Source organism: Sulfurimonas sp. (assembly GCF_041563035.1).
Lineage (GTDB): Bacteria > Campylobacterota > Campylobacteria > Campylobacterales > Sulfurimonadaceae > Sulfurimonas.
In genome coordinates, this window is record NZ_JBFFNS010000023.1 from 21,268 (window position 1) to 39,972 (window position 18,705).

The 18,705-nt window shown below is 34.6% G+C and carries 17 protein-coding genes; 8 read left to right on the top strand and 9 right to left on the bottom strand.

Annotation, left to right across the window (positions count from 1 at the left end):
- Nucleotides 1-4 precede the first annotated feature (4 nt).
- Entirely contained in the window at nt 5-1,363 is a 1,359-nt protein-coding gene (ftsA, locus tag ABZC13_RS12180; protein ID WP_373004225.1) for a cell division protein FtsA, read from the bottom strand.
- A 1-nt stretch (nt 1,364) separates the two neighbouring features.
- Entirely contained in the window at nt 1,365-2,831 is a 1,467-nt protein-coding gene (locus ABZC13_RS12185) for a SurA N-terminal domain-containing protein (RefSeq protein ID WP_373004228.1), read from the bottom strand.
- Nucleotides 2,832-3,053: 222 nt separating this feature from the next.
- Between ABZC13_RS12185 and ABZC13_RS12190 the strand changes: the two genes are divergently transcribed.
- On the top strand, nt 3,054-4,574 hold the full coding sequence (locus ABZC13_RS12190) for a diguanylate cyclase (protein WP_373004231.1): 1,521 nt from the start codon (nt 3,054-3,056) through the stop codon (nt 4,572-4,574).
- A 62-nt stretch (nt 4,575-4,636) separates the two neighbouring features.
- Nucleotides 4,637-5,935 (top strand): adenosylmethionine--8-amino-7-oxononanoate transaminase, encoded by a 1,299-nt coding sequence (locus ABZC13_RS12195; protein WP_373004235.1) that lies wholly within the window; start codon nt 4,637-4,639, stop codon nt 5,933-5,935.
- 6 nt (nt 5,936-5,941) lie between these two features.
- On the opposite strand, the gene ABZC13_RS12200 is transcribed toward ABZC13_RS12195, so the two are convergent.
- A complete protein-coding gene (locus tag ABZC13_RS12200; RefSeq protein ID WP_373004238.1) occupies nt 5,942-6,268 on the bottom strand; it encodes a thioredoxin family protein in 327 nt (108 codons plus the stop codon).
- A 22-nt stretch (nt 6,269-6,290) separates the two neighbouring features.
- Nucleotides 6,291-6,881, bottom strand: coding sequence for a class II aldolase and adducin N-terminal domain-containing protein (locus ABZC13_RS12205; RefSeq protein WP_373004241.1), 591 nt, complete (start codon nt 6,879-6,881; stop codon nt 6,291-6,293).
- Nucleotides 6,882-7,079: 198 nt separating this feature from the next.
- Here ABZC13_RS12205 and ABZC13_RS12210 point away from each other — a divergent pair, with 198 nt between their 5' ends.
- Nucleotides 7,080-8,945 carry a diguanylate cyclase domain-containing protein gene (locus ABZC13_RS12210; RefSeq protein ID WP_373004243.1) on the top strand — a complete coding sequence of 622 codons (1,866 nt, stop codon included), beginning with the start codon at nt 7,080-7,082 and terminating at the stop codon, nt 8,943-8,945.
- Nucleotides 8,946-8,951: 6 nt separating this feature from the next.
- The gene (locus ABZC13_RS12215; protein WP_373004246.1) at nt 8,952-9,482 is read left to right on the top strand and encodes a macro domain-containing protein; all 531 of its coding nucleotides are present in this window, start codon (nt 8,952-8,954) and stop codon (nt 9,480-9,482) included.
- Here the strand turns inward: ABZC13_RS12215 and ABZC13_RS12220 are convergent.
- The 5 genes from ABZC13_RS12220 to dnaJ are packed head-to-tail and all read right to left on the bottom strand — an operon-like array spanning nt 9,472 to nt 13,551.
- Nucleotides 9,472-10,536 (bottom strand): hypothetical protein, encoded by a 1,065-nt coding sequence (locus tag ABZC13_RS12220; RefSeq protein WP_373004250.1) that lies wholly within the window; start codon nt 10,534-10,536, stop codon nt 9,472-9,474. The two genes, ABZC13_RS12215 and ABZC13_RS12220, sit on opposite strands and share 11 nt — an antisense overlap.
- Entirely contained in the window at nt 10,533-10,760 is a 228-nt protein-coding gene (locus ABZC13_RS12225) for a DUF350 domain-containing protein (protein ID WP_373004253.1), read from the bottom strand. The genes ABZC13_RS12220 and ABZC13_RS12225 overlap by 4 nt, the downstream gene beginning before the upstream one ends.
- Nucleotides 10,761-10,804: 44 nt before the next feature.
- Complete coding sequence (locus ABZC13_RS12230) at nt 10,805-12,244, bottom strand: sodium:solute symporter family protein (RefSeq protein ID WP_373004256.1); 1,440 nt, start codon at nt 12,242-12,244, stop codon at nt 10,805-10,807.
- Nucleotides 12,237-12,413 carry a hypothetical protein gene (locus ABZC13_RS12235; RefSeq protein WP_373004259.1) on the bottom strand — a complete coding sequence of 59 codons (177 nt, stop codon included), beginning with the start codon at nt 12,411-12,413 and terminating at the stop codon, nt 12,237-12,239. Before ABZC13_RS12235 ends, ABZC13_RS12230 begins: the two co-directional genes overlap by 8 nt.
- Nucleotides 12,414-12,423: 10 nt before the next feature.
- Nucleotides 12,424-13,551 carry a molecular chaperone DnaJ gene (gene dnaJ, locus ABZC13_RS12240; RefSeq protein ID WP_373004262.1) on the bottom strand — a complete coding sequence of 376 codons (1,128 nt, stop codon included), beginning with the start codon at nt 13,549-13,551 and terminating at the stop codon, nt 12,424-12,426.
- Between the two features lie 155 nt (nt 13,552-13,706).
- Between dnaJ and ABZC13_RS12245 the strand changes: the two genes are divergently transcribed.
- The 4 genes from ABZC13_RS12245 to ABZC13_RS12260 all read left to right on the top strand — a co-directional run.
- Nucleotides 13,707-14,717 carry a murein transglycosylase A gene (locus ABZC13_RS12245; protein ID WP_373004265.1) on the top strand — a complete coding sequence of 337 codons (1,011 nt, stop codon included), beginning with the start codon at nt 13,707-13,709 and terminating at the stop codon, nt 14,715-14,717.
- Between the two features lie 73 nt (nt 14,718-14,790).
- The gene (recR, locus tag ABZC13_RS12250) at nt 14,791-15,360 is read left to right on the top strand and encodes a recombination mediator RecR (RefSeq protein WP_373004268.1); all 570 of its coding nucleotides are present in this window, start codon (nt 14,791-14,793) and stop codon (nt 15,358-15,360) included.
- A gap of 2 nt (nt 15,361-15,362) precedes the next feature.
- Nucleotides 15,363-16,268, top strand: coding sequence for a phospholipase A (locus tag ABZC13_RS12255; protein ID WP_373004271.1), 906 nt, complete (start codon nt 15,363-15,365; stop codon nt 16,266-16,268).
- 53 nt (nt 16,269-16,321) lie between these two features.
- Nucleotides 16,322-18,705 (top strand): hydrogenase small subunit (locus ABZC13_RS12260; protein WP_373004274.1); only part of this gene is annotated, 2,384 nt, incomplete at its 3' end.

An 18,705-nucleotide genomic window follows, 5' to 3' on the forward strand; every position in this document is an offset into this window, starting at 1 on the left:
TCCTTTAAAATAGCTGGGTAGCCCAGTTCCAAAATTTGCTAAAAGCTCCAGCTTCATCGCTTTTCTTCTCTTTTTTGGATGGTAGAGTAACCATAGTCGCCACTTTCTCTTCTTCAGTAGCTGGAGCAACAGGTATCTCAGGTTCATCTGAAAAGTTAACATTACTCGCTGCTACAGGAGTCTCATTTGAGTGACGTACTCTTTTGTTTACATCTATCTCATATGGGGTGTAGTATTTAGCGCTATACATAACTAAACCTATGGCACTTGAGAACTCAGCACTTCTTAAATTGTCAAAAAGACCATCCATCTCGATAGGCTTAGCAAGACGAACCGGTACAGAACCAAAAGTTGCTACTGCTAAATCTCGGATGCCTTCCATTTTAGAAAAACCGCCTGTTAGAACTACTCCGGCCCCAAGTTGATCTTTAAGACCACTGTTCTCTATAAACTGAGCAAGTATCATTAGTGTCTCTTCAACTCTTGCAAAGATAACATTGTGAACTACTTCAAGAGATACTTCATGAGTTGTGTTTTCATCACCGATTATCGGAAGCTCTATAAGTTCATTGCTTGGTGTTAATAGTGAACCATAGCTCAGTTTTACGCTGTCAGCAATATTCAGTGGTGTATGAAGTGCCATTGAAAGGTCACTTGTAACATGGTTAGAACCAACACCTAAAAAGTCGTTATATCTAATAGAATTACCAGAGTGAATAGTAATATTACTGGTGTTACCACCCATGTCTATTACTGCAACACCTAGCTCTTTTTCATCTTGGTTCAGAGTTGCTATAGAAGAAGCATATCCATTTAGAACAATATTTTCTACTTCAACACCAGCTCCGCGAACAGCTTTTTTAAGGTTGTTAAGATTTGATTTTTGAGTAGTTATGATATGAGTCTCTACTTCAAGTCTTGAAGCGTTCATTCCAAGAGGGTCTTCTATGAAATCCTGATCATCAACTTTAAAGTTAAAAGGAAGAGCATGAAGAACATCATATTCATTTGGTATATTGGCATTATACAGAGATGTATGCATAACACGTTCAATCTCTTTAAAGCTAATCTCTTTATTCTGGATATTTACTATACCATTTGAGTTTAAACTTTTTGTATAAGCTCCAGATATTGATACTACGGCAGTTCTTACATCACTGCCAGATACTCTTTTTGCATCATTTAAAGCAGTCTTGATTGATTTAGAAGCTAACTCTATATTAGTTATGCTTCCTTTTTTTAAGCCTTGTGCCTTAGAAGTTCCTGCACCTGTTATAGCTATTGATCCATCATCAGCGATTTCTGCGATGATAGCACATATCTTTGTAGAGCCAATATCTATGGCTAAAACAGTTCTGCTCAACTTAGAGTCCTTCGATAAATATCTCTGTTTTGTACTTGTTCTGTAGGTTTTTAATTAGACCTTCATTAAACATAGCACTCTTTAATCTAACAATTGGATTGTTTGGATTAGTGTTAGTGTTGTCAAGCAGTTTTTGTTCCAATATGTTATACAAAACAACATTTCCATTTTTTAAAGATATAAAACCTCTTTTTTCTTGTGAGGAAAATAGTGCTATTAGAAATTCATTTGCATCTGAAACATCCATGTTTGTTAGTTTTGCTGCATCTGTATTTGTAATAAAGTCCGTTGTGTCACCTGTAAACGTTGCTACAGAATTTTTAGCTAACTCAAGAAGTTTGTTTTTTTTCTGCTCAGCTATAAACATTGGTAAAACATCTTTTTTTGCTTCTTCAAAAGATTTTGCTTTTGAAGGATTTACTTTTGTTAGCTCAAACGTGAAGTATGCGTCGTTTACTAAAATAGGTTTTAGGAATGGAGATGTTATCGATAGTTTAGAGATTTTTTCTAAAACTTCAGCGTTGTAAGGATTGTTTGAAGCTGAGATGATAGCAGTAGATACTTCAACATCAGAAGCAAGTTTGCCTTTTTTGTAGGCTATGTATTCTCTAAGAGCAGCATCTTTAGTCGCTTTAGAATCAAGTTCGTTTATAACAGAAACTCTTGCACCCTCTAGTGGTAGAAGTTTTCCTTCAACATCTTTAAAATGAGTTTTGTTAGCAAGGTAGTGCTCGTTAATCTTAGCTTCATCATACTTATTAGATACTCTGTCTTGTTTGATGAACTTAACTTCATAAGTAACTTCGCTCATAAACTCTTGTTGTTTTGATTCCCAATAAGGCTTAAGTGCGGCGTCTGAAGTGTCAACATTTATCTTCTCATCACTTAATATTTTATAGTTGATTTTATCAGCAATGTTTAAAATACTGTTAATGATATCTAGTTCATTTTTACTTACATCAACTGGAAGCAGTTTTAGAGTTTTTTGAATAAGTAGTTGTTTCTTAACATCAACTTCATACTCTTTAATGCTCATATTGTTTCTTGAAAGTACCTGTTTATAAACCTCTTTGTCAAAAACACCATCTTTAAAAAAGTACTCTTGAGTTTTTAACTCAGTTAAAAGTTCTTCATCATTGATCTCTAAATCATACGATAATGCAAGGTTAAGGATTAGTGCCTGATCTGTTAACTGCTTAAGTGCTTGTGATTGAAGACCAAAACTTTTTGCTTTCTCTTCATCAAAATTACCTTGAAACATTTTGTTGTATTGAGCATAAAGATTTGAGTATGTTTTTTGAAGTTCACCCATAGTAACTTCTACATTTCCAACTTTTGCTACAGCTCCGGCTTTATCACCGTATGAGTATTGTCCCCAGCCAACAAAACCTGCCCCAACAAAAGCGATAGTTGAAATCCAGATAGTAATTATGAGGTATTTTTTATGTCTTTGCATCCATGTAATCATCTAGTTTAGTACCTTATGTATGATATTTTTGTAATTCTAGGTAAATTCGTATTAAAACTTGATAAATGTGGGTCTGTTCTTTGAATAATGTGAATTTTTGAAGCTTAAACAGATTTAAAATATTTAGAGTATTTTGTGATACAATAATTTCCAACAGTTTTTTGGTTGTAGAATGTATTTTACGATGATAATATAAATAATTTTTATATGAAAAGAGATGAAGTGGATAAGTTGAATATTGTTCTAAAAGTAGTGCTTCCCTTTGTTTTAGGACTGCTTTTAATTGCTAGCGTATCAATTTTTGGAATGTATTATTTACAAAAACAGCACATCAAAAAAGAGTCAAATGAGGTTTTTGAAAATGTCTCTACAATACTGTCTCAAACTATAACAAGCGATATTGAAAGTTTTGTTGGTCTCATAGAACTTCTAAGAAAAGATTCAAAGACAATAGATTTTTTTAAAGAAAAAGATAGAGATAGATTGTTTTTGTACTTATATCAGACATATAGTGACTTCAACGATATGTATAACATAACACATTTTTATTTTCATAACAAAGATAAAACAAATTTTCTCCGTATGCATAATCGGAATAAATATTCTGACTTTATAGATAGGATTACACTTGCCAAAGCTTCGGAGATTTCTGGTTATAGCAGTGGAATAGAGTTTGGAATATATCATAACCTCACACTTCGAGTTGTAGCCCCCATTTATGACGAGGATGAACTAATAGGTTTTATAGAACTCGGCAAAGAGATTGACTATCTGACACAGAGGCTATCGAGAAATTTAAATAGTGAAATTATTTTTACTATAGACAAAGCTATGATTAGTAAAGAGAATATAGAACTATGGATAAATCATTCTAATAAAAATAAATATTATAAGGAGCTAAATAATTTTTATGTTATTGACTCTAGTGTTAAAAATATAACTTTTGAACTTCAAAAATTGTTAGACAAAAGAGATGATATTAATAATATTGAAGTTCGTAATGGCAAGGAGACTTATTATGTCAATAGCACTCCATTTGTAGATGTGACAGGTAAAGAAGTTGGTAAATTATATGTGCTTTTAGACACTAGTGATGAGTTCAAGTTTTTGATATCACTCATTATAGAGATGAGCTTGATAGTTGGAGCAATCATAATTGCCATGATCTTTTACTACTCTAAGTATGTAAAAAAGACTGAGAAAAAGTTGAACAAAGCTCACGAAAAAATACATTCATTATCAATAAGAGATGGTTTGACAATGCTTTATAACAGACATTTTTTTAACGACAATGTTCCATTGCAAATAAATAATGCAGCCAGAAACAAGAAAAAAATAACTTTTTTAATGATAGATGCAGATAATTTTAAAAAGTATAACGATAACTATGGACATGCAAAAGGTGATGTAGTTCTTAAAGAGATAGCAAAAACATGTAAAAAACTTTTTCAACGCTCAACTGATATGTGTTATCGTGTCGGTGGAGAGGAATTTGTTGTTGTATTTGAGAGTGAAGATGATGAGTATAGCAATTCAATGGCTGAAAAACTATGCAAAAGTATAGAAAACTTAGACATTGAACATAAGTATAACGATGAATATAACAGAGTAACTGTTTCAATAGGAATGTGTACATCAGATGTTCATGATATAACAAATTTTGATCATATATATGCAAATGCAGATAAAGCGCTATACCTTTCAAAAGAGCAGGGTAGAAATAGAGTGACAAAATATTGCTAGACACTCGTTGTTTTAAGACATTCTTATATAGAATGACATAAGTAAATAATGAGGCTGTGACTATGAACAATTTAGAACTTAAAAACCGAGACTTGGATGTTTTATGGCATCCATGTACTCAAATGAAAGACCATGAAACACTTCCTCTTACTCCTATAAAAAAAGCTTATGGAGTTTACCTTGAAGATTTTGAGGGGAATAAGTTTATAGATGCAGTAAGTAGTTGGTGGGTAAATCTATTTGGTCATACTAATCCTTATATAAACGAGAAAATAAAAGAGCAGTTAGATACTTTAGAACATGTCATCTTGGCAGGTTTTACTCATGAACCTGTTGTGAAGTTATCTGAGCGTTTAGTAAAACTAACCCCAGAGGGCTTAGAAAAATGTTTTTACTCAGACAATGGTTCCAGTGCTGTGGAAGTTGCTCTGAAAATGAGTTACCATGCACATAAAAATGATTCTAAAGCTGGCAAGAACATCTTTGTATCACTAACAAACTCATATCATGGTGAAACTATTGGTGCCTTAAGTGTAGGTGATGTAGAGCTTTACAAACAAACATATGAACCACTTTTATTAAAAACTATACAGACAGCAGTTCCTAGTGATATGAGCGTAGAAGCAGCTAGAGTTGCTGCAGCTGAGTTTGAAGAGTTGTGCAAAGAAAGATCTACTGAGATTAGTGCGATTATTTTGGAACCTTTAGTTCAAGGTGCCGGCTATATGCATATGTATCATCCTGAGTTTTTAGTTCTTGTTCGTGCTATTTGTGACAAGTATGATGTACATCTCATAGCCGATGAAGTTATGGTCGGTTTTGGAAGGACAGGTGAGCTGTTTGCATGTAAAAAGGCAAATATAACACCTGATTTTATTGTTCTCTCAAAAGGTCTAACTGGAGGATACCTGCCTCTATCAGTTGTTCTTACTACAAATGAGATATATGCAAAGTTTTATTGTGACTATGGAGAGCATAAGGCATTTTTACACTCTCATTCCTATACAGGAAACGCTCTTGCATGTGCTGCTGCAAATGCAACACTTGATATCTTTGAAAATGATAATGTAATTGAGCAAAATAGAGTTACTGCAAAGTATATGGGTGATAAACTTGAGAAGTTTAAAGAACTAGCAAACGTAGCATCTATAAGACAAACTGGAATGATTTGTGTGGTTGAACTCAAAGGTTATACCCCAGAGGAGCGTATTGGTCTCAAAGTCTATACTTATGGACTTAAAAATGGAGTTTTACTTAGACCGCTTGGGCACGTAGTATATTTTATGCCTCCTTATATTATTACAGACAAAGAGATAGATAAAATGATGGATACAGCTTATGAAGCTATATCCGGATTGTAAACTTTATTATTGTGCTTCTATGATTTTCTGAATATCTTCAGATAACATAACACCTTCATGTTCGTGAATTATGTAGTCTCTATTTTTAAAAATAAGCATAGTTGGTAGTTGATAAACATCATAAACTTCTGCAATTTCCGGAGATTGATCAGTATCAATTTGTAAGATTGACACATTGTCATTCATATCATCAAGTTGTTCTAGTTCCATCTCTAAAGCAGAGCATGCTTCACAAAACTCTGAGCCAAACTTTAAAATAACAGTATTACCTTTACTAAATTCTTGATCCATTATTGCTTGATAATCTTCTGCTTCTACTTCAAATATTGCCATTTATATATTTCCTTTTATTTTATTAATCAAAATTAAAATCTCTTTGAGAGCCGTCAAGCATCAGTAGCCTGCAACTTTTTTCTAATATAGCCAGTTTTTTTGCCATCTCATGCATATCTCTATTAAATGCATAAACTCCATAACCGCGTATGACCATGATATTTGTTTTTTTTGTTTGAAAGTAGTAAGCTATTTCACTTTGTGCTCTGTCGTACCAGTCTTCAAACTGTTTTGGATCAACTATTTCAATAGAACCAAGTTCTTTAAAACCAAAGTAATCTTTTGGAGTTATGATATTGTGCTCTAGTGAGTAAGCAGTAGTAAATGGCGGCATTGTAAAAGATACAAATTTAGCATCTGAGATTTGAGAGTAGATACTAAAGTGAATGTTTGAATCTATACTCGCTTGGCTCCATCTGTAGTCTTTTTTAAAATACAGCTCAATAAGAGAGTTCCGATCTAAAGCGTCAAAAATAGCTTCTTTTGTATTTATAATAAAACGATTTGATTCTGTTTTTGCAGATAGAGAACCATGGTAGATGCCAAAAAAGTCTTTTCTAAACATAGACAAGGCCAAAGTTGATAGCTGGTTTTTTAAGTGTTGTCTGTTCATTTTATTGCATCTACCTTTATGATTTTTGGTAGTTTATCATAAATCTTCTTTCAATTTCTTGGCATATTTAAGTTCTATATTTTTACTAAACTGTTTCCTATGTTAATATTTATTAGAAATTTTTATCTGTTATATTCACATTTCAGAAACTATAAGCATAAATATATAATAATAGATAAATTATATAGGATGTATTTAATGTTTAGACTAAATCTTTATCTTCCTCTTGTCGTTGTTACTATCCTAATGGCACTGCTAACTGTAGTTGCAATCATATACATTCAAGAAAATTCTATTCACAAAAGTAAAGAGAGTGTATCAAAACAGTTTACAGATAACTTGAATGAAAAAGTAAAAGTAGAAGCTGACATTATCAATGAATATATAGATTTTATTCAAAGTAGAGATGAGATCAAAAACTCTTTTTTGGCTCAGGATAAAGAAGAATTAAATAACTCTGTAAAAAGTATATATAACAGGTTAAATAGAAATGTTGACCTGACTCACATATACTTTATTAAAACTGATGGAACTGTACTTCTTAGAGTTCATGATTATGAAAGAGATAAAGATGTTATCGATAGAGTTACATTTAAAAAAGCAAAAGAAAGAGGGTCATTATTTTATGGACTCGAATTTGGTCCAAAGAAAAACTATACTCTGCGTGTTGTAAAACCATGGATATATGATGGAAAAATCATAGGCTATATTGAACTTGGAAAAGAGATAGATAAGATTATAAATGAAGTCTCAGTATCTCTAAAATCAATGATTTATATTGCAGTTAAAAAAGAAGTCTTTTCAAACGCATCTGAATTTGTTAAGAATAGACTATTAACAAAAAAACAGACAAAAGATTATTACATTGTCTACAATACGTTCACAATTCCAAGAGAGATGGAATACATACTAAGTGATAATTTGAATCATGAAGATATTACTCATGAAGGTATTGATTATTTTGTCTCAAAAGAGAGACTTTCAGACGTCTCTGGTAAAGAGTTGGGATACTTTATATTTTTGACGGATGTATCACTAGAGCATAGTGTTATGTATGGTTCTATAAAAGTCCTTAGTGCTATACTCTTTTTACTTACCTCTATTATGATAATCGGTGGGTATTTTTTAATCAAAAACAGAGAAAGAAAAATACACTCTTTAACTTCTAAGCTTGAGAAACAAAAGACAGATTTATCTCTATTCAATGTAAAACTTCAAAAGCTTTTTGATCTTCAAAGAAATATTATTATCATCGCAAGTGGAAATTCAGTCATAATGGCAAACCAAGCAATGTTCGATTTTTTTGGATTTGAGAACCTTAGTGATTATTTAGATCATCACGGATGCATCTGCGATAGATTTGTTACTAATGATAATTTTTTTCACTTAGGAAAAGTACCTTTAGGAATTAACTGGATCAATGAGATAAAAAGTCTTCCTGGTGAAAAACGTATAGTCGCAATGCTAGATTATAATCTAGTGTCACACGCCTTTAGTGTATCGGTCAATGAGTTTGAAGAAGGAAGCTTTATAATCTCTTTTACAGATATAAGTAATACAATGATTGAACACACTAAACTAAAAAGAAAAGCTACTCATGATAAGTTAACCGGAGCTTTAAATAGAGAATTCTTTGATAACAATATTCAATCCATAATCAAAGATGCACAACCAAAAAAACTTGGATTTGTTTTGTGTGATATAGACCATTTCAAAAGCGTAAATGATACTTATGGACACAACAGAGGTGACACAGTATTAAAAGACTTTACTACTATTATAAGTGACTCTATTCGTGATACAGATTATCTTATAAGATGGGGTGGAGAAGAGTTTATTGTTCTTATGAAAGTAAACAGTATAGACTCACTTAAAAAAGCCACTGAGCATATACGACAGCGTATTGAGAACCACCACTTTGAAGAGGTAGATAATATCACGGCCAGTTTTGGTATTACGCTATACATACAAAACGAAGAGATAATAGATACTTTAGAAAGGGTTGATAAAGCTCTTTACAAAGCAAAAGACAATGGAAGAAATCAAGTGCAGATCATATTGTGAAGCAACATGAATATTAAAATAAAGTTTGGGAATCTTGTAAAAGAAAAGGCTACATTTATTGTAAATGCATCTAACACAGAACTAATGTTGGGAAGTGGTGTTTCTCATGCATTCAGTGAACATTGCGGAGGAGCTTCTTATCAAAAGGAGCTTAACGATGTTAAAAAGAGAGTTGGTGATATAGAGCAGGGGGATGTTGTTATTTCAGGTTCGGGAACTGCTAAAAATTTTCAGTATGCTCTTCACATTGCTGTTATGAACTATAGTAATGTCTCTAAACCTGCTCATCCAACATATATGCAGATGCAACATGCTTTAAACTCTATGATAAGTATAATCAAAGAAAAAGTTCAAAGCCAAGGCATTCAAAATCCAAGTGTAGTTATTCCACTATTTGGATGCGGTGTCGGAGGGCTAAAAAAAGAGAAGATGTTTATGCTTATAAAAAGTACTTTTCAAAAAATAGACTTCGACTTGGATTTGATTATCTACTTTCATAATAAAAAAGATTATTATGAGTTTTATTCTAAAGTCTAATAAGGGACTTCTCAATGTGTAAATCTTCAGAGTTTATATTTACCCAAAACTCTTCTGTTTTGAAACCTTCTTTTATAATCTTTAAATAGTATCTTCCTGTACGTAGTTTTATACCTTGAGAAAATTCTTTTTTAATATTTATGATTTTTATAGTGGCATCTACAGGTAGAGTGTTTACAAAGAGTCTATGAGTTTTTAAATCAGGATAGTACGAATCATATGGAACAAATTCCCCACTCTTTACCCACATCTCTCCTGAGTATTTTGTAGTATTACTGGAACCCTTGTTTGTCCAAGTCTCTTCTCTGTTAAACATTTCGGTTGGAAAGTAGTACGGCATAGTTGAAGCTAAAGGCAACATGTTCCATTTTTGTTTTCTTGTGGCTTCTAAAAGGTACTCTTTTTTGTCTTTAAAAAGAATAACCCAAGCGTGACCGCCTGCAGGCTGACCTCTAAATTTTACCGTACCGATAGCAACTCTCGCATCGTAGCCTTGACCTATAAGCCAGTCAGCCAGTGCTATGGCATGATCTTCACAATCGCCCCTTAGATTCATAAACGACTCTCTTGAAGTCTGCCAGACTTCAGGTCTTTTATTATAGATATCATCATCTTTTTTGTATTTAAAACGTAGTCTTAATGCTTCAAGCGGTTGCCATAGTGATTTTGTCTCATATGGGACATAACCGTTTAGGTAAGCATTTGCAAAGTAGTAGTTGTCTGTAGTTGCCGGAGCTGCAAGTGCATAAGTAGTCTTAGCTTTAGACTTCCAACTGATCATGGTATTGTAGTTTTTTTCTTTATATCTTTTGTTATTTAGTTTTAAAAACCGATTGTCAGATATGTTTTTTGCTTTTCCGTCTTTGGGCGTTTTAAAATCATAGGCAGAATGATTTTCAAGCACAAATGTAGGTGTTGGCGATTTTTTCTTTGTAGGCAGTTCTAGCTTTTTTTCATCTTTCTTGTTTCTTTGTTTTGTATCAATGATATCTTGAACGATGTAATATATCATCGCGTTGATAACTATAAAGAAAATAAAAAAATCTCTTATCAATGAATACCCATACCAACGATAATAGCGATAAAGAGCATGATTGATGAAGCGAATATAGCAGCTGCAATATTTCCGTTTTTGATCTCAGTCTGTAACTCTATATTTTTGAGTAGTATCTTGTCAATTGCCAGTAAAAGTATCACACTAAATACCAAAGTAACAAGTGTAAAGGCTAAGTTCAGTCCAAGCGTTAGGTATGTAGCACTTAAGTATTCTGCTTCCATTAATCTCTCCATTATTTTGTATCAAAATAATACAATTTTTAATATTAAGATTTATACCTATGATGAAAATAAACAACTATAAAGTTAAAAAGTAGTCCTATGACTCCGGCGTGAAAGCCAAAAGGTTTAGATGGAAGTGACGTCAGTAAAAAGAGCATGGTGATAGAAACTCCTGTAAGCAGGCCGTAAAGGATGCTTTTATGGCTTAGTTTTTTAAAGTGAAGACCCAACATAATAGCAGGTGCAATATGTACTAATATTTCTAGTTTCATCTGAATAAGCCACCAGATTGTAGACGGTAGTTTTATAGCGAGCATTACCATCAGAGCCATAATAGCCCATGAAAATACTTTACCTACATATGTGAGCCTTTTCTGGCTTGCCTGTGGGTTTTGTTTGTGGTAAATATCTTGAGTGAAAAGTGAAGCAATAGCCAGCATTGCACTATCTACAGTTGACATGATTGCTGCTATGGCTGCTGCAACAAAGATAGTGATGACTATGCTCATTCCATCTATGTGTGTTAGTTTATTTAGCATCAGAAGGATTATCTGCTCACTTCCTGCTTTATCTAAATCTGGAAAGTGAGCTGAACCGATAATAGCGATGATGATAAGTGGAAGAGTTGTCAAAAGCGGCATAACTACCATCAGACTTAGTGAGCGTCTTAGTGTGGTCTCGTTCTTTGCTGAGTAGATTCTCTGTATGGCTTGCGGGTATACGGAGATGCCAAAAAATATGAGTATTACTACACTTATCCAGCTTATCTGATTTGCCAGTGTGATATCATCAAATAACTTGGGGTTATTTTGTAAAAATAGTTGGGTGTTTGCATCTAGAGTTCCATAGTTCATAATAACTACAGTAAAGATGATGATAACTCCAACAAAGAGTAATACACCTTGGATAGCATCTGTCCAAGCTACACTTCTCATACCGCCAAGAGTCTCATATATAACCATGATTATAGACATAAAGATTATGCCCTCTGTAAAACCAATTCCTCCACCAGTTACATATTCTATGACATATCCAATAGCCTTTAGGTTTGTAAGCATGTAGTTTGACAAAGCAAAGATAGAGATGCCCACTACCAAGTAAGTAAGGATTTGAGAGTTATAGCGAAAGTTTATATAGTCACCGACTGTAATAAACCCGTGCTTTTTACTGATAGGAAATAGTTTTGGAGCATAAAGAAGATAGCCTGCAACTATGGCTATCATAAAAGTTACTCCGACAAGAAAGAACCAGCCGTTTCTGTAGGCACTTCCTGCAAAACCGATGAGTGAGTTTCCGCTGTACTGAGTAGCGTACATGGTCAGAAACAATACTCCCACACCAAAGCCTTTGCCGCCAAGATAAAAGTCTTTTAGACTCTCTTCTTTAGACGCAAATTTCCCTGCAAAGCCTATGAGTATTAGTGAAGCTAAGTAAGCGACTAAGAACCAGATTCCACCCTCTGAAAGTAGGGCTGTATCAGTCATGTTTATCTCTTAGATTATTCCACTTTTTTTCTATGATAAAGATAAGCACAACAGCATATATAACAGTAGCTCCAAGTGAAGCATAAGCCCATAGCGGTAGACCGTAGTAGATATCAGAGTTTAAAAAAGGGATAGTTAAAAGTAGGAGAAAAAAAGAGAATTTAAACATGAGAAACCGGTTATGAGAACCAGTTTTTCATTTTGTCAATTGCAGAGTCTAGAACACCTTCATGAGGTTTTGACTCGATGCCAAAAGAGTCTTGAAGTTTAGTAAGAAGCTCTTTTTGTTCATCATTTAGTTTTTTAGGATAAGTGATGTTTACCTGAGCGATTAAGTTTCCTTTACCGTGTCCGTGAACATCTTCTATACCTTCACCTCTAAACGTAAAGTGTTGTTTGTCTTTTGTGCCGACATCAAGTTTAAGCTCTAACTCACCCGTAAGTGACGGAATAGTAAGAGTCTCACCTGCAACAGCCTGAGTAAAGAATACAGGAATAGCGATATAAACATCGTTTCCTTCTCTTTGGAAATGTTTGTCTGGTTTTACGCTGAATGTAACGTAAAGATCACCACGCGAACCTTTTTTGCCGATGTTCCCTTTGCCAGATACTCTTAATCGATTTCCTTCATCGATGCCTTTAGGAATCTTGATTGTTACAGACTCTCTTGATTCTTCGTAACCATTACCGTGACAGCTGTTACATTTATCTGATGGAGCACTGCCTGCACCGTGACAAACAGGACAAGTCTGAGAGAAAGTCATGAAGCCTTGTTTCATATAGACTTGACCCTGACCTTTACACTGAGCACAAGTTGATAGTTTACCGTTTTTTGCACCAGTGCCATTACATGGTTTACAAGCTTTTTTGTAAGTAAACTCTATCTCTTTTTCGCATCCAAAGATTGCTTCGTTGAAAGAGATATACATGTCTACATTCATATCAAGTGGATATTTTTCCATGTCTGCAGGATTTTGACGACGGCTTGAGCCACCTCCAAATCCGCTAAACATCTCTTCAAACATCGAACCTAGATCGTCAAAACCGCCAGATGAACGACCACGACCGCCGCCGCCCATACCTTGAAGCCCTTCTTTGCCATAACGGTCATAGATGCTTCTTTGTTTTTCATCACTTAGACACTGGTATGCTTCATTGCAGAGTTTGAACTTGTGTTCTGCATCCGCGTCACCTGCATTTTTATCAGGATGATATTTTTTTGCCATAGCTCTGTAGGCTTTTTTAATAGTTGTCTTATCAGCATTCTGCGATACTTCTAATATTTCGTAATAGCTTAAATCTTGCATAGTTGTAATACACCTAAAAATATTTTTCGCAATTATATCGTTTTAAATTTAATATCAGTATAATTCTTCTTATGACGCAAAAAATAATCCTTATTCTTAGCATTTCTATACTTTTTTTTGGGTGTTCTAAAGAGCCCCAAATCTTGAAGTCACAGATGCCAGAAACATATTTGACACAAGTAGACTTTAGAGATCTGCCAAACTGGAAAAGTGAAAATTATGAGGAAGCAATCAATTCATTTGTAAACAGTTGCCAAAGTAGTAAAACTAAAAAAATATACTCTGAACTATGTCTAAAAGCAGAGCAAGTTCAAGACTTTAAAGTATTTTTAGAGAGTGAGTTTAATGTTTATAGTATAGCATCTTCAGATGCCCGAGATGAAGGACTTTTAACAGGTTACTATGAACCGAGCCTGAAAGGTTCACTAGTAAAAAAAGAGCCATACATATATCCAATATATAATGAACCAAAAGATCTTGTAAGTGTAGATTTAATTAGCATCTATCCGGATCTGAAAAACTATAGATTAAGAGGTCGTGTTGAGGGTAAGAAGTTAGTTCCATACTACACAAGAGCACAGACAAAAGAGGGAATGATAGATGCTGAGGTTATCTGTTATACAGATTCTAAAGTTGATCTTTTTTTCCTAGAAGTTCAAGGCTCAGGAAGAGTAAACTTAGATACAGGTGAGACTCTTTTTATAGGTTTTGCTAATCAAAATGGACATAAATACAGTTCTATTGGAAAGTATTTGATAAATATGGGTGAAATTGCAAAAGAAGATATATCACTTCAAAGCATTCGATCATGGTTTAAAGAAAATCCGCAAAGAGTAGATGAAGTTCTCCATCATAATGAGTCTGTAGTGTTTTTTCAAGAGAGAGATCACGCGGCATCCGGTTCACTTGGAGTTGTTTTGACTCCTGAGCGTTCAGTTGCAGTAGATAGAAACTTCATCCCTTTAGGAAGTATGTTGTTTTTAGATGCTAAAATAAATAATCAAAATGTAAGCAGGGTGGTAATGGCAGAAGATACGGGCGGTGCAATAAAAGGTTCTTTAAGAGCTGATATGTTTTTTGGCTCTTCAAATGAAGCTCAGATGAGTGCAGGTAGACTAAAGTCACCTCTAAAACTTTGGATATTACTACCTAAGGAATCAGAATGATTTTTCTCGCCAAAGGCGAAGCTTTAGTGACTGAGGATAATTTGGACGAGTTCAAATTATGTGAGATAAAATAATGCGCGGTTCGTTAGATAAGTTTAACCGTCTTGTAGATGCACTTCAAGAACTGCCTACTATAGGTAAAAAATCTGCAACAAGATTAGCTTACCACATGGTTATAAAAGACAGCTATGTGGGTATGAAGATATCACATACTATTGAAGAAGCACTCGGTTCTGTGAAGAAGTGTACTATCTGCGGTGGTATGAGTGAAGACGAACTCTGTTTTATCTGCTCAGACGAGAGACGAGATGCTACTGTTTTATGTATCATTGAAAATGCAAAAGACATTCTTCTGCTTGAAGAAAACGGTCTTTTTGACGGTAAATATTTTGTGCTTGATTCTTTAGAGGAGCTTAGCATCTCGCATCTTGTTAAAATTGTCGAGGGCGGAGTAAATGAGATAATCTTTGCACTGACACCTTCTATCTCAAATGATGCAGTAATCCTCTACATAGAAGATAAACTCAATGGACATAAGGTAAACTTCACTAAAATTGCTCAGGGTGTACCTACTGGTGTTAGTTTGGAAAATATCGACATTCTATCTCTTACAAGAGCTTTAGAAGACAGAGTAAAGGTTTAGTTTTGAGATATATATTTATACTTCTATTTTTATATACAGCTCTTTTTTCTGCTGAGACAAGCAGTAGAAAAGGAAAAGAGCTAGATAAATATGAAGTTAGCGAGATAGAAGATGTTGAAGCTAAAAAAGGTATGCAAAAGTGGTTAAACAGAGACTTTGGTCTAAAACCTCATAAGGTAAACTATATACTTCCATATGCTTATAGAGAGGGAGTGTACAAGTCTTATGTCCCAACAGATGAGTACAGAAATATAGAAGCAGAACTGCAAGTCAGTCTGAAACTATATCTTGGAACTGGTCTCTTTGGATTAAATGAGAGTTATTATCTTGCTTATTCACACCAAGCTTTTTGGCAGATATATTCAGACTCATCTCCATTTAGAGAGACAAATTATAATCCTGAGGGTTTTGTAGAGTTTCCCATCTTAGATAAAGACTCGTTGCTAAACATGAAGTCTATAAAATTTGGTCTGGCTCATACCTCAAACGGTCAGGGAAGCAATACAAACGTAGTTTATGCAAATCCTGCTGATAATCCTGGAAACCGCTCAAGAAGTCTGAACTATATGTACTCAGAGTTTGCATTTCAGCATGATACTCTTCTAACTGAGTTTACATTAATATCACCATTCCCTGGAACAGCTGATGATCTTGACAATCCAGACATCATGGATTACCTTGGATATACATCTGTAAAGCTTAATTACTTTACAGCAAAGCATATGTTCACGCTAATGGGGCGGGGAAACTTCACAACCGGATATGGAGCAGTAGAATCTACATATTCCTACCCTCTAATAGATGATGCTTACTTTTTTATGAAGATCTTTAGCGGATATGGTGAGAGTTTGATTGACTACGATAACTACATCACAAAGTTTTCTCTAGGGTTTAGTTTTTCAAGATAGATTGTTATATAATATATAAAGTTGTAAAAAGTTTATTTATATAAGGATTGCACATGAGAGTAGTGATCGTTGGTGGTGGTATCGCCGCAGTATATTTAGCAAACAATCTTAAAAAACAAGACTCATCCTTAGAAGTAGTAATTGTAAGTGATGAGAAACATCCGCCTTATGACAGGATACATCTTTGCCGTCTTGTTGATGACTCAGAAGATGAGAATGGCATCTCTCTCCCACTTGATCCCACAGTACAACTAGAGCTAAATCAAGCGATAAATAAAATAGACAGAGATGCTAATAGAGTGTTTTCTGACGATGCTATGTTCAGTTATGACAAGCTTATTATAGCTACAGGTTCTATACCTGTTACGCTATTTGACATAAGTAAGATAAGCAACGCAGCTGTATTTAGAAGTGCAGATGATTGTGATATTATCAGAGCTGGAACACAAGGTAGGGAAGTAGTTATAGTCGGAAGCGGACCAATAGGCTTGGAACTACTAGAGACTCTTAACGACATGCCAAGTATCACGAATATTACTCTTCTCATCAGAGGTAAGCATCTCTACTCTAAAGATCTCTCTATAGACTCCATAAAAACCATAGAAAATTGTTATACTAAAGATGGCAAGATTAATATATCTTACGAAGATGAGATAGTTGATAAAGTCATAGAAAATGGTGAGATAGTCTCTCTTCAAACAAAAAAACTTCGTATTAATAATCCTTTTCTCATCTTTGGTACAGGAATAAGACCAAATATAGCCCCATTTAGAGACTCTCTAAATAGCAACAAAGGGATACTGACAAATCTTAACATGCAGACAGAAGATTCAGATATTTATGCTGTTGGAGAGTGTGCAGAAGTAGAAGAGTTTAACTTTATAGCAGGACATGTAAAAGAGTGTACTATGCAGGCTGATTGTGCCATCTCTCATATAGTCGGTAGTGATGTAAAAGAGTTTGAACTTGGAGTTAGCATCGATATGTTAAAAGTCGGTGAGTTTGACCTTATAGAAGTTAACTCTCCAAAGTTTAGTAGTGATTATGAAAAGATACTTATTACCTCAAAAGAAGAAAATAGGATTGATGAGTATTTTGTCAGTGAAGATAAACTGACAAGATTTATAGGGATCAACTCAAATGTAGATATAGGCTACATAGAGACTCTTATCGGCAGCGGTGAAGAAGTAGATATAAACTATCTATACAAAAACAGACTTATCGGTGAGAGAGGACGACTTCTTTGTAGCTGTGAGCATGTCTATCATCAAGACTTAGTAGATATAGTGACTCAGACCGGGATTAGTACTTTCTCAGAACTATCAGGATTTTCACAAGCGGGTAGAGTTTGCGGTAGATGTAAAATGATGGTGCAGGATGTCATAAAAGAGTCTCAGCATCTCATAGATCCAAATATGCCGCGAAAAACACCCGAAGATTTAAAAAGAGAAAAAGAGATAGCAGAAGTCCAAAAACGCATAGATAAGTTCAATGCTCTAAATCCTAGAAATAACCTTACAACAGATAACCTGGATGCAGCTATGAACTCTTTAGATATCGCAAAATCAGAAGTAAACAGCTGGGTATCCATGGTAACAGCGAACATGCAGTTGCATCCGAATTTTGAGCAGATTGTGGAGGGTGCTGTTTGTGCTCTAAACAAAGTTCCTATTATCTGGTTGGAACTAAGTGACTGTAGTGGAAACTCCGAAGCGTTCATAAAGTCTACAAATCCTGCTATTGAAGATATTATATTTGACTATGTGTCACTTGATTATCATGAGCTACTTATGAGTGCCAGTGGAGATCAGAGTGAGACAATACTTGAAGATATTATAAACACGCAAAAGGGTGAGTATATCCTTATAGTTGAGGGTGCAGTTCCTCTTGCAATGGATGGAAAATATCTTCGTATCGGACCACAAGGTGAAACTGGAATAGACCTTCTTAAAAAGTGTGCAAAAGATGCTGCACTTGTAATCTCAGTCGGCTCTTGCGCATTTGACGGTGGAGTAGTAGCAGCACACCCAAACCCAACGGGGGCAGTAGGTGTTGCTGAGGCTCTTAATCGTGATGACATCATAAACCTCTCCGGATGCCCGACAAATCCTACTAACATTGTCGGAACACTACTCTCATATCTTATGTTTGAAGAACTGCCTCCTTTAGATAAATTTAACCGTCCATTATGGGCTTATGAGGGAAGAGTTCATGATAACTGTGAAAGACGTGGTCATTATGAACTTGGTGAGTTTGTTCAAGAGTGGGGAGATATTGGTGCTAAAAAAGGTTACTGCTTATTTGAGATGGGATGTAAAGGTCCATACTCAAATGTAAACTGTCCGACTATGAAGTTCAACGGTGGAACTAGCTGGCCTGTTCAAGCAGGTCATGGATGTATGGGTTGTGTAGAGAAGGGCTTTTTTGATAAGTTTGC